At 70.1% G+C, this 12,454-nt stretch carries 9 protein-coding genes; 4 read left to right on the plus strand and 5 right to left on the minus strand.

What is annotated here, in order from left to right; all coding sequences use genetic code 11:
• Nucleotides 1-9: 9 nt before the first annotated feature.
• Nucleotides 10-1,551 (minus strand): gluconokinase, encoded by a 1,542-nt coding sequence (locus OHB44_RS06220; RefSeq protein ID WP_266303589.1) that lies wholly within the window; start codon nt 1,549-1,551, stop codon nt 10-12.
• 171 nt (nt 1,552-1,722) lie between these two features.
• Here OHB44_RS06220 and OHB44_RS06225 point away from each other — a divergent pair, with 171 nt between their 5' ends.
• Entirely contained in the window at nt 1,723-2,874 is a 1,152-nt protein-coding gene (locus OHB44_RS06225) for a hypothetical protein (protein WP_330439891.1), read from the plus strand.
• Between the two features lie 45 nt (nt 2,875-2,919).
• Entirely contained in the window at nt 2,920-3,453 is a 534-nt protein-coding gene (locus OHB44_RS06230) for a WapI family immunity protein (RefSeq protein WP_238683480.1), read from the plus strand.
• A 9-nt stretch (nt 3,454-3,462) separates the two neighbouring features.
• On the opposite strand, the gene OHB44_RS06235 is transcribed toward OHB44_RS06230, so the two are convergent.
• A complete protein-coding gene (locus OHB44_RS06235; RefSeq protein ID WP_330439894.1) occupies nt 3,463-4,155 on the minus strand; it encodes a hypothetical protein in 693 nt (230 codons plus the stop codon).
• A gap of 162 nt (nt 4,156-4,317) precedes the next feature.
• Between OHB44_RS06235 and OHB44_RS06240 the strand changes: the two genes are divergently transcribed.
• Nucleotides 4,318-5,526, plus strand: a complete 1,209-nt coding sequence (locus tag OHB44_RS06240) for a hypothetical protein (RefSeq protein WP_330439896.1) — start codon at nt 4,318-4,320, stop codon at nt 5,524-5,526.
• A 22-nt stretch (nt 5,527-5,548) separates the two neighbouring features.
• On the opposite strand, the gene OHB44_RS06245 is transcribed toward OHB44_RS06240, so the two are convergent.
• Nucleotides 5,549-5,986: a VOC family protein gene (locus OHB44_RS06245; protein ID WP_266303585.1), complete on the minus strand. Its 438-nt coding sequence runs from the start codon at nt 5,984-5,986 to the stop codon at nt 5,549-5,551.
• 221 nt (nt 5,987-6,207) lie between these two features.
• On the opposite strand from OHB44_RS06245, the gene OHB44_RS06250 reads away from it, so the two are divergent.
• Nucleotides 6,208-8,361, plus strand: a complete 2,154-nt coding sequence (locus OHB44_RS06250; protein ID WP_238683476.1) for an MMPL family transporter — start codon at nt 6,208-6,210, stop codon at nt 8,359-8,361.
• A 26-nt stretch (nt 8,362-8,387) separates the two neighbouring features.
• Here the strand turns inward: OHB44_RS06250 and OHB44_RS06255 are convergent, their stop codons facing one another.
• Nucleotides 8,388-11,471 carry a DUF3427 domain-containing protein gene (locus OHB44_RS06255; RefSeq protein ID WP_330439898.1) on the minus strand — a complete coding sequence of 1,028 codons (3,084 nt, stop codon included), beginning with the start codon at nt 11,469-11,471 and terminating at the stop codon, nt 8,388-8,390.
• A 54-nt stretch (nt 11,472-11,525) separates the two neighbouring features.
• Nucleotides 11,526-12,440 carry a phosphotransferase family protein gene (locus OHB44_RS06260; RefSeq protein WP_330441189.1) on the minus strand — a complete coding sequence of 305 codons (915 nt, stop codon included), beginning with the start codon at nt 12,438-12,440 and terminating at the stop codon, nt 11,526-11,528.
• Between the last annotated feature and the right edge of the window lie 14 nt (nt 12,441-12,454).

Raw genomic sequence — 12,454 nt, forward strand, 5'->3', positions numbered from 1 at the left:
CGGCACCGCTCACGCCTGTGGTTCGGGGCCGGTGGGCAGGCCCGGTGCCATCCGGCGGATCGAGGCGAAGGTGGGCGTGAGGGCCTCGTACAACTCGGCGAAGAGCGGCAGCAGCGCCGCGTAGGTGGCAGCGGCGGCCGGGTCGGGGCGGATCGTCTCCTCGATCCGCACCAGGTCGGCGGCGACGTCGATGCTGGGGATCAGCCCGAGCGCCTCCATGCCGAGCAGCGCCGCCCCGAAGCTCGACCCCTCGTGCGCGGACGGGAAGCTCACCGGCAGGCCGAGGGCATCGGCAAGCATCTGCCGCCACAGGCCGCTGCGGGCGAAGCCGCCTCCGGCCCGGACCTCCCGCACCTCGTTGCCGGCCGCGCGCACCGAGCTGAGCACCAGCGCGAGCTGCTGACAGACGCCCTCCAACGCGGCCCGCACCAGATGCTCGCGGCGGTGTGCGTGGGTCAACCCCACGTACGCGCCGCGCGGCAGGGCGCTCCAGTGTGGTGCCCGTTCACTGTGCAGGTACGGCAGCATGATGAGCCCGCCCGAACCGACAGGCGCGCGGGCCGCCAGGGCGACAAGGTCCTCCTCGGAGTGCTCGCCCAGGTCCGGGGCGAGCGCCGCGCCGGCCCACTTGAGCACGATGCCGCCGTTGTTGATCGCGCCACCGACCGCCCAGCGATGCTCGGTCAGCGCGTAGCAGAACACCCCGCCGAGCGGGTCCACGCCGGGCCGCTCGACCATCACCCGCATCGCGCCGCTGGTGCCGATCGAGCAGGCCACCATGCCGGGGTGCACAGCGCCCAGGCCCAGGTTCGCCAGCGGTCCGTCGCCAGCGCCGACCACCACCGGGGTGCGCTCCGGCAGGCCGGTCTCGGCAGCGGCCTGCGGGGTCAGGTTGGGCAGCACGGCGGTGGTGGCGACGAGCTGCGGGAGCTGTTCCTCACTGATACCGGCGATGGTCAGCGCCTCGCGGTCCCACTTCAGCTCGTGGATGTCGAGCAGGCCGGTGGCCGAGGCGATCGAGTGGTCGGTGACCAGCGCGCCGCAGAGCCGCAGCAGCACCCAGTCCTTGATGCCCACCCAGTGCGCCACCCGCTCGAAGAGCTTCGGCTCCTGCTCGGCGAACCACAGCAGCTTGGGCAGCGGCGACATCGGATGCATCGGCGTGCCGGTGCGCCGGTGCAGGGCCAGCCCCGACGGCACCGCCCGCAACCGCTCGGCCTGCCGGGTGGACCGCGAGTCGGCCCAGGTCACCGACGGGGTGAGCGGATTACCGTCCCGGTCCAACCCGATCAGGCTGTGCATGGCGGAGCCGAACGACAGCCCGGACACCGGCTGGACCAGCTCGGCCACGACCATGCCTATCGACTTCAGCACCGCTTCGAGGATGAGCTGTGGATCCTGCTCGGCGTAGCCGGGTTGCGGGTTGTTCAGCGGATAGCCGACCAGGTGACTGCCGAGCTGCCGCCCGTCGGTGTCGTACGCGACGGCCTTCGTGCTGGTGGTGCCGATGTCGACACCGATCACGACCCCGGGCAGCGTGACTGCCGGCACGACCGCCACCCCCCTCGGAGAACATGAATCGACGCAAGAGTATCGCCCTATCGTGTGGGTTGCTCCGCCGATCGGCTAGTTCGCCCGTTTCGGCGTGTCCGGGCGCCGCGCCGCGCCTGTTAAACCTCGTGACACCCCCAGATTGGTGGCCAGCGCGGCGAAGGAGTCGGCGTGGCGAGGACTGATTCGACGGGTTCCACATGGCGGTACCGGTGGGCGCACCGGCAGAACGTGCGGCGGGTCAGCACGTACCGCGGCGCTGAGGCGGCGTGGCAGCGACGCGACGACGAGTTGCGGCGGCTGCGCGCCCTGGCCGCCGACTTCCAGGGGTCGGCGGCCGCCGGCGCCGGGCTGGCGTTGGAGTTGGCCGCCGACGAGGTGGTGCTCTGGGCGCTACCCGCCGCGCAACTGGTCGAGGTACGGCACACGACCGTGCTGCCCGCGCCGGACCTCACCGTCGCCCCGCGAACCGGGTCGCTGCGCCCGCGCCGCCCGGACGGCGTACGCGTCACCGACGCCGGCATGGCCGTGATCACCAGCCGCCGGCTCGTGCTGCTCGGCGGGCGGGGCCGGCGCGACTGGGCGTACGGCCGGATCACCGGCCTGGCCCACGACCCGGCGGCGCCGGTCACCCTGCTCCAGGTGCTGGACCGGCGGCGTACCTCCGGGTTGCTGCTGCCCACCGACGCCGCGCCCGACTTCCGGTTCAAGCTCACGCTGGCCTTCGCCGACGCGATCGAACAGCGCGCCGCGGTGATCGCCCAACTCGACGAGCTGATCGCCGAACACGCCCAGCTCAAGCCGTTCCGGCCGGCCGTGAACACCCCGGCGCAGGCCCGGTTCTCCGCGCGGGTACCGGGTGGCCGCAGAACCATCGCGGTGGCGGCGGCCATCGCGCTGCTGGTGCCGGCGGCACTGATCGAGTCGGACCCGTCCGACCCGACCGGTGGCGCGGAGGTCGCCGCAGCCGCCACCCCGGCGCCCACCAGCAGCGTGGCACCCGCGCTGATCCGCCCCGCCGGCCCGGCGCTCGCCCTGAAGACCCCACCGCCAAAGCGGACGACGTCACCACGCCCGTCGCCCAGCGCGACCCAGGGCCCGCTCTGCGGGGCACCGGAGAACCCGCTGGGGTACGGCTTCTGTGGCGGTACGCGGATCCGCAAGCCGGCCGCCGAGGTGTGCGACTGGTTCGACTGCGTACCGCAGTTCTGGGCCGGACGCGGCTACCTCGTGCAGTGCCGCGACGCTTCGGTCAGCCTGGCCGGCGGCCGGTCCACCGCCTGCGCCGAGCACCAGGGCGTACGGCGAACCATCACGAAGTGACCGATTCCGGGCCTGAAGTCCGCTTCGCTCGGCCAGAATGATCGAGTGGAGATCCGGTCTGACGATGGCGCTCGGGTGCGGGTACGCCCCGTCGGCTACCAGCCCGGCATCGACCCGCCCGACGACCCCGACGGGGCCACACCCGGCTGGCACGACTGGCTGCTCATCGAGGTGGACGCCCGCACCGCCGACGGTCAGACCTGGTCGCACCACTACCCGAGCCTCATGGTCGAGGAGGCCCGCGCGCTCGGCGGCTGGCTGCACGGGCAGGCCACCGCCGCCCTCGGGCTGAGCGCGCCACCGGCGATGGTCAGCTTCACCGAACCCAACCTGGCCCTGCGCAGCCGGGTGCTGCGCCGCCGCCGGCTGGAGCTGATCGTGGAGTTCTCCGCCGAGTCACTGCCACCGTGGATGCGCCGCCCGTCCACGGCGATCTACCCGCTGATCCTCACCGTCTCCGCGGATGCCCTCGCCACCGCCGCCGAGCACTGGTCCGAGCACTGCGAGGCGTACCCGCCGCGTACCCAGTCGCGGTTTCCGACCCACGGCCCGCAGCCGTACCGGCGACGAGCCGGCTGATCACCTGCGTCACCGACTGAGCGATGCCTTGACGGCGTCGATGGCGTCGGACAGTTCCTCGGTATACGGGAAGCCGTCCTCGACGATGGCCATGTCGACCCCGCATTCACGCTGCCGCGCCCGCAGCAGCGTCTCCTCCACCGGGGCTACCGGGAAGGCCAGCGGGTCGAGACCTTGCGCGGAGCCCAAGTCTTCGACCAGGAGCCACTTGCTCTGCTCGTCGTAGACGACCACCCCGGCGGCGATTCCCCTGGTCCACTGATCGAAAAGCGTGGCCAGGCTGGTGGCGGCACGGACCGAGTCCCACGCGTCGGGTGAGATCTCGTAGCGCCAGATCTCACCCTCGTGCTCGCCGGCCAGCACGAACGTGTAGAGGGTGACATCGAAGAAGAACAGGGGCAGTTGGTGCCGCCAGGGAAACGGCGTGCCGATCGCCAACCCCAGATAGTCCAGCGCGTCCCCGCCCTCCGGCCATGGCATCCGCCATCCGACGTTGGGCAACACCTGCCGGTCGGGCCAGCGCTGCGACTGCAACCAGGTCAACTGCTCGGCGACACGCTCCACGCCGAAGATCCGGTGGACCACCTCCGGCGGCTGCCCGGCCGGCGACTCGCCGTAGTCCGGCCAGTCGAGGCCGGCGGACGTCGCCGCCAGGCGATAGTCGCGTACCGCGTCACGCAGCACACCCATGTCGTCAAGCATCAGGAAGCTCCTCGGCCGCCGGGGTCCTGGGCAGGCTAGCGTCGCCGCACCGACTCTGGTGTCCGTCAATACTCTCCTTTCGGGCGCAACGGGATGCATCGATCCTGGTCGCGTTGCCTGTCACGTACGTGAGCGGTTGTACCGCGTGTGACAGTGACCTCGGTGTCCTGCGCCCCCTGGCGGATCGCCTGGGCCGAGCGCGAGAACGAGCGCCGGCAGCGCGCGTACCGCGACGCCACCGACGCGTGGCGGCGCCGCGACGACCACCTGGCCCGGCTCCGCATCGAAGCCGCCAGCTTCCTCGGGTGTACGCAGCCCCGCACCGGCCTGCCGGTGGAGCTCGACGACGACGAACTCGTCTTCCGCGTCCTCCCCGTCGCCACGCTGGTCGAGGCCGAAGCGCGGCACGTCCCCGGCCTACCCACTCCGGGCGGCTCTTGTTCCTTCGCCGAGGCCTCCTCCGAAGCGCTGCCGGCGGGCCTGCGGACCGTCGACACCGGAATGGCCGTCGTGACCAGTCACCGGGTCGCCTTCGGCGGGCGTGAGCACCGGCGCGAGTGGCGGTACAAGGACCTGGTCGGGCCCGCCCACCACCCCGACACCCCGTTCACCCTGCTGCCCGACCACAGTCGACTCTCCGGGCTGCTCGTCCCCGTCAATGCCGTGGTGAACTTCCGCTTCTACCTCACCCTCGCTGTCGCTACGGATCGCGCTGCCGTCCTGGCGCAGGTCGACGCGCTGCTGGCCGCACACCGGGGCGCCCGACCCGCGCCTATCGTGCTGGCGGAACCCGACGACGCGCCCCTGACCGCGGTACGCCCCGACCGGCGGGCGCTCGGTGCTGCCGCCATCGCAGCTGTGGTGTTCGCGACGGTCGGCCCCGGCGCTCTCGGCCCGAACCCGCACCTCTTGGCATCCGAGCCCGTGCCGTTGGCGGAGACCATCGCCCTGGACGTGCCGAGGGCTGGGGCGACCCTCGTGCCGATCGGTGCCGTCGGGCCGGTGGCACCCCGGTCGAGGGTCGGTTCGGCCGACAGTGCCGTCTGGAGCCCGCCGCACGCCCCGGCTGTCCGGCCGTCGACTGCGGCAGCCGTCTCCAGAGTGGTGTCACCGGCCGTGGCGGTGGCTGTAGCGCCGGCCGTCACCCCGTCGGCCCTTCCTGCGCCGTCGCCCACCTCGGTGCCGACCCCTGAGCCGGTCCCCACCACGGAACCGTCCACCTCAGCCGTCCCGACGCCGCCCGTCGCGTCGGCCTCCCCGACTCCGACGCCCACTGCGACGCCTTCGCCGAATTCGCTGCTGGCGGTCTGCCTGGATCCTCTGCAACTGCCGTTGCTGGACCCGCTGCTCTGCCCGCCTCCGACGCCCTGATCCGTGTTCGTGGGTGCGCGGCTCAGCCCATGGCGCTGAAGTCAGGGACAGTGAGGGTGCCGTCGTCCGCAAGGGCGAAGCCGGGATTCCACGCGATCTCCCAGACGTGGCCGTCCAGGTCGGTGAAGTAGCCCGCGTAGCCGCCGTAGAAGGTCTCCCGGGCCGGCTTGGTCACCGTGGCACCCGCCTCGGTGGCCGTGGTGATCACCTCGTCCACCTCCTCGCGGGATCGGACGTTCTGGGCGAGGGTCACCCCGCCGAAGCCGTCGGTGCCCGGGTCGGCGATGCCGGCGTCGTCGGCGAGCTTGTCGCGGCCCCAAAGAACGACCGCCAGGCCACCGGCCTGGATGAAGACCGTCTCCTCAACCTCCTGGCCACGCCAGCCAAGGTGCTCGTAGAACGCCTTGGCGCGCGCCAGGTCGCTGACGCCGAGGGTGATCAGGCTGATCCGCTGCTCCATGCCCCCAACCTAGTGCGTGATTAGTCGACGGCTGTGGTACCCGGACGGCTGCCTGGTCATCGGCGGCGAGGCTGAAAAGCACGCGCCTGACACTCCCGTGCGTCCGAAAAGGATTAGGGCGTGACGGTACGCTGCATATCGGTAGCGCAGGGTGGTGATCGGGGCGTCTGTGGGCGCCTCGGCCACCAGACGTCGGTTGTGCCGGAAACACGGGGGGAACCATGTTCGAGCGGCTGGGCAGATTCGTCGTGGGCAGAGCGTGGTGGGTGATCGCCGGGTGGGTGGTCGCGGCAGCCGCCATCATCCTCACCACACCGTCCCTGAGCGACATCACCTCCGCCGACCAGGAAAGCTTCCTGCCTCGCTCGTACGAGTCGGTGCAGGCCACCGAGCTGGGGCAGAAGGCGTTCCCGCAGCAGGCCACCGCGACGGCGACCATCGTGGTCAAGCGCGCCGACGGGCAGAAACTCACGTCGGCGGACGAGGCGAAGGTGGGCCAGCTCGCCCAGTCGCTCAAGGCCAAGAACATCCCGCGCACGTCCGGCTACCTGACCGGCCCGCCTGCTGTCGCACCGGACAAGTCGGTGCAGATCATCAACGTCGGGCTCGACGCCCCCACCCCCGACGACCCGGCACTGCTCGACGCCGTGCGCGACCTGCGCGCGGACATCGGCCCGGAGCTGGCGAACAGTGGGCTGACCGCAGGCGTGGCCGGTGACGTGGCGAGCTTCGTCGACAACGAGGACACCTTCAACAACGCCTTCGCCGTGGTCGGCGTCGCGACGATCATCCTGATCATCGGACTGATCCTCGTCATCTTCCGCAGCCCCATCGCGGCGCTGCTGCCCGTGGTGGTCGTCGGCGTCGTCCTGAGCATCACGACGGGTCTCGTCGCCGCCGCAGGCAAGGCATTCGACCTCAGTGTCAGCCAGGATCTGCAGACGATCCTGCTGATCGTGCTGTTCGGCATCGGCACCGACTACATCCTGTTCCTGCTCTTCCGCTACCGGGAGCGGCTGCGCGCCGGCGACGACAAGCGCACCGCGATGATCGTCACCGTCCAGCGGGTCGGCGAGGTCATCACCTCGGCCGCCGGAGCGGTCATTGTCGCGTTCCTCGTGCTGCTCCTCGCCTCGCTGGGCTTCTTCGGCTCCCTCGGTCCGGCGCTCGCGATCGCGGTCGGCGTCATGCTGGTCACCTCGCTCACCCTCATCCCGGCGGTCGTCTCCCTGCTCGGTCGGTACGTCTTCTGGCCCTCGAAGGCGTGGCAGCGTGCGCCCAAGGCCACCATCTGGCACCGGCTCGGCAACACCGTCGGGCGCCGGCCGGCGCTTGTCGCGGCGGCCTCCGGCGTTCTCCTGGTCGCGCTCGCTGCAGGCGTGCTTGGCTACAAGGCTGACTACGACTTCAGCGCCGGCTTCCCGCAGGACACCGAGTCGGCGAAGGCCGCACAGGACCTACAGCGCGGGTTCGCCGCCGGTGCGCTCGCCCCTACCGAGGTCTACCTGACCACCAGCAACGGGTCGCCGCTGAACGAGCAGCAGGTCAACGACTTCGCGGTGGCCGTGGCGAAAGCCCCGGGTGTGGGCCAGGCGCAGCCCCCGGAGCGCAGCACCGACCCGAGTGTGGCCCGGGTCAACCTGCTGCTCAACGAGAACCCGGTCTCCAACGAGGCGATCACCCTCGTCCGCGACGACTTGCGCGGTGCCGTGCACGCGGCGGCCCCGCCGGGCACCCGGGCGCTGGTCGGCGGGACCACCGCGATCTTCGCGGACATCAACTCGGCCAACAACCGCGACCTGTCGGTGATCCTGCCGGTCGCGGCCGGCCTGATCGCGCTTATCCTCGGGCTGCTGCTGCGCAGTCTGGTCGCGCCGATCTACCTCGTGATAGCGGTGCTGCTCAACTTCGCCGCCACGCTGGGCGCCACTGTCTACCTCTTCCAAGGGCTGCAGGGCGAGCCCGGTGTCACCTTCCAGCTGCCGATCATCCTCTACCTTTTCGTGGTGGCGATCGGGACTGACTACAACATCCTGATGATCGCCCGACTACGCGAGGAGGCGCGGGAGGGCAACGAGCCGCACCAGGCCGCCGCCATCGGGGTCGAACACGCCGGTCCGACGGTCGCGGCAGCAGGCTTGATCCTTGCCGGGACGTTCGCGGTGCTGCTGCTTGCTCCGATCTCGTTCCTGCAGCAGATGGGCTTCGCGGTGGCGATCGGCATCGTGCTGTCGGCGTTCGTCATGTCGATGTTCTTCGTGCCAGCGCTGACCGCGCTGATCGGGCACAAGGCGTGGTGGCCGGGCCACGGCGACGAGCGACCGGCCGGCGGGCCGCACGTCCCGCCGGAGCCGGAGGCCGTGGCGAAGGGGTAGCCGGGCGAGCGGACGGACGGCCGATATCAGGCGGCGATGGCACGAGCTGCGGCGTACGTGTCGGCGGGCAGCGCGTGGTGCAGCTTCCAGAGGATGCGCATGGGTCGGTCGCCGGTGTGCTCCTGGTACGTCACCGGCCCGGCGTAGAGGTACGGCGGCGCGCCCAGGTCACGGTCGGCGATGCGGGTTTCCCGAACGAAGAGGTGCACGGTCGAGCCGCCCGACGTGTAGCGGTGCCCGGTCGCCGACGCCGCCGAAGTCGTGCTCTGCGACTCCCACTGGAACAGGGTGTCGGTGATGGCGCGGTCGGCGTACATGGTGGTGGGGGAGTAGTGGGCCTCCGACTTGACCAGGGTGACGAAGAACAGGTCGGCCTGGGCGTCGGGCAGCCACTTCACCCCCTCGCGCAGCGATCCCGGGTTGGTCATCCCGAAGGCGGCGCATGCCTCGTTGCGGCTGTACCGGGCGTGCACCCGCAGCGGCACCACTCCTGGAGCGGCTGTCGGCGTGACCCGGTGAATGCGGTCCCGCAGCACCTCGGCGACCTGCCGCAGCTCGGCGCAGCGGGCCGGTTCCTTCCACAGCCGCGCTAGCCGTTCGTCGCGCGTTGCGAGGGGTGCGTTCGGCCCCCAGAGGCTGAAGTGCAGCATGTCCAGCAGTCGGCTGTTGCCCGCGTACACCTGCTGATCTGGCGCGGGCGGTCCGGCCGCGACCCGGGTCAGCAGCTCTAGCCGGTCGACGTCGTCGGTGTGCAGCATGCGACCGATGGCCCTGCCCAACTCGCGGTCATCGGGACCGGGTGTGGACGTTTCGATGCCGGCGAGCCGCCGCAGCCCGGTCCAGCCGCCGATGCTGGCCGATCGGTACACGTCCTCGATCTCCAGGCCGGTCTCGCGGAGGAACGTGGCCAGGCTGACGTCGCCGAGTTGCCGCAGCTCGGAGACGATACCGGCCTTCGAGGTGGGCAGCGCCGATCGCAGGTTGGCGAGCACTACCTCCTTCGCCACCCGGTCCAGCTCGACGTGGCAGCCGCTGGGCAGGCTCGGGAAGTCGTCGCGTACCGCTTCGGTGATTGCCCGCCGGCTGACCCCGGTCAGGGCACGCCAGCGCAGGTCGAAGCGGAAGTTGGCGTGCTGCCCACCGATGAAGTCGAGCACCGTGAGGCAGGGTTTGTCGTCGTCGAGGCGCAGGCCACGGCCGAGCTGTTGCAGGAAGATCGTGGCGCTCTCGGTGGGCCGCAGCATCAGGATCGTGTCGACCATCGGCAGGTCGACACCCTCGTTGAACAGGTCCACTGTGAAGAGCACCCGCAGCTTGCCGGCCTTGAAGTCCCGCAGCAGCCCCGCCCGATCGGTGCCGGCCTTCGAGGTCACCGCCGCCGCCTCGACACCGTGCTTCCTGAACCAGGCGGCCATGAACTCGGCGTGTCCGATGCTCACGCAGAACCCGAGCGCCCGCATTCGCCCGACGTCCACCTTGTCGCGAACCGCCCGCAACACCGTCCGCGCCCGAGCATCGTTGCCGGTGTAGATGGTGCTGAGCTGCGTCGGGTCGTAGCCCTGGCCGCGCTTCCAGGTGACGTGCGTTAGATCCACGTCGTCGTGCAGCCCGAAATACTGGAACGGCGCCAGCAACTGCCGCTCCAAGGCGTCCCACAGGTGCAGCTCAACGGCCGCGCGCCCGTCGAACCACCGGCGCACGTCGCCGCCGTCGGTTCGGTCGGGGGTCGCGGTGAGGCCCAGGAGTACGCGGGGACGCAGCCGCTCCAGCAGTCGCGTGTACGTCGGCGCTTCCGCGTGGTGGAACTCGTCCACGATCACCATGTCGTACGCCTCGGGGTCGACCTCGCGGCGGTGCAGCGACTGGATGGAGGCGAAAACGTGCTTCCAACCGTTCGGCTTCTCGCCCGCGACCAACGTCTCGCCGAAGCTGCCATCCCCCATGACCTGCCGGAACGTCGACAGGCTCTGCCGCAGGATCTGCTCCTGATGAGCGACGAAGAGCAGCGAGTCTGCTCGTTTCGCCTTGTGTAGCCGACGGTAGTCGAGGGCGGCGACCACCGTCTTGCCGGTCCCGGTGGCCATCACCACCAGGTTGCGCCACCGCCCGTGCACCAGCCGCTCGGCGTCCAGGTCGGCCAGGATCTCGGCCTGATACGGGTACGGGCGCACATCCAGGTTCGAGATCGCGGTCGGCGCATCGGCGCGGCGTTCCCCGCTCAACGCCTGCCGTAGCCGTTCGGCGTCCCGGGCCGCGTCGTAGGTCTCGAACGCGGGGTCGTTCCAGTAGTCCTCGAACGTCGCCGTGAACGTGTCGATGACGTGCGGCTGCTCCATGTTCGAGATGCGGACGTTCCACTCCACGCCGTCCACCAGCGCGGTCTTCGACAGGTTCGACGAGCCGACGTACGCGGTGGTGGTGCCGTTGTTACGGCGGAACAGCCACGCCTTGGCGTGCAGGCGGGTGGTCCTCGTTTCGTACGACACCTTGATCTCGGCGCCCAGTTCGGCGAGCCGGTCTAGCGCTCGCTGATCGGTCGCGCCGAGGTAGGTGGTGGTGATGACGCGGACCTTGCCACCTCGGGCGATCAGCTCGCGGATGGCCGGCTCGACGATGCGGAGGCCGTACCACTTGATGAACGCGCAGAGCAGGTCAACGCTCTCGGCCGACGCCATCTCGTGGTTGACCTCGTGGCCGATGCGGGGCTGGTGACGGCCGTTGACGAGTAGCGCGCCGGTGGAGAGGGGAGTGGTGGGGCGCTGCGGGAAGGTGGGCTCCGCAGGTGGGGTTGGTGGGGCGGCGATGGCGTGGAGTAGGTGCTTGGCGTCGGTTACCTGGTCCTGATCGGTCGATGCCTTGGGGCTCAGGGTGGCGATGGCTTCGGCGATCTGGTTCGCCATGGCGATTTGGTGGTGGAGCTTGTCGTCTCCGTTGGGGACGGAGTGGAGGGCTCGGGCGGCCAGGGTGGCGATGTGCCGGGCGAGGGTCTTGTGCGCGTCGGCGGGGTCGAGCTTGTGGTGCTGAACCAGGGCGGGGTCGACGTGCTGGAGGCGATCGGCCAGCTCACGGGTTATCAGGTGTTCGTAAACACCCCGCTCAAGATCCGTCATCCACGCAATCTAATCGGCCGCGAGGCTTCAAGACTGCTCCTGGATCACGCCTTTTCACGTGTGTCGGTTCGCCGACAGCTCTGCTTCATGAAGGTCTGGTGCGAGAGCGGCGAACGGCTTCCAGCGGGCTTGCGGGTCATCTCTTCGCACTGACTGGAGGCGGCCTGAGAACTCACCCGCGACACGCGGCGAGTTACGAATCAGCGGCGCGGCCGCTGCGATCATCTTCAGCTCGCGCGCTTCTCGCAAGACTGCCCACGACTGGTCCGAGGTCACGTCATAGCCGTACGCGCTAGCCAGCCCTCGATGAAGGCCCGTGCCTCCGAACCGTGCCTCGCCTACCGCCACCGCTGCCAGGTCGACCTGCCATGGCCCGATGCACGTGGCGTCGAAGTCGCACATCACCGCCCGGCCCGATGCCTCTCGCAGCAGGTTGCCGACATGGGCATCCCCGTGGACGAGCTTCGGCTCTTCCCGGTGGCTGAGCGCGGCGAGTTGCGGTTCCAAGCGATCGCACCATTTCACCAGGAAGTCGCGGTCATTCGTATCGAGACCTTCAGCGTCAGCCAGGCGACGTCGGGCGTCGCCGACCGGATCCCAGGCCGGGAGTGCAATGGGGGCCACGTCGAGAGCATGGAACTCGCGCAGCACAAGGCCGAGGTCCTCCACCGTTGGAGCAACCGGTGACGGTCGAACGTAGGCCCAGACCGAGGCGACGAGGTCGCCGACTCGCACCGGCTGCTCGACGTCGGGTGCGAGCCGGATTGTCGGTGCGTCGATCCGAGCAAACCAACGCCCAAGCTGAACGACCTTGGTCACCCGGTCCAGGAGCCGTTGAGTTCGGGCGATCCGGATGACGATTCCAGATCGAGGCAATGCGAAGACTGCGTTATTGGTCAACTGCAGCAACTGGGCGCCCTCGGGAGAGACGCCCAGATTGGCAGCGATGTCCCGCATGGCCGCCGTCATCGCGGCCTCGGAGA

The organism is Micromonospora sp. NBC_00821 (assembly GCF_036347035.1).
GTDB classification, from domain to species: Bacteria; Actinomycetota; Actinomycetes; order Mycobacteriales; family Micromonosporaceae; genus Micromonospora; species Micromonospora hortensis.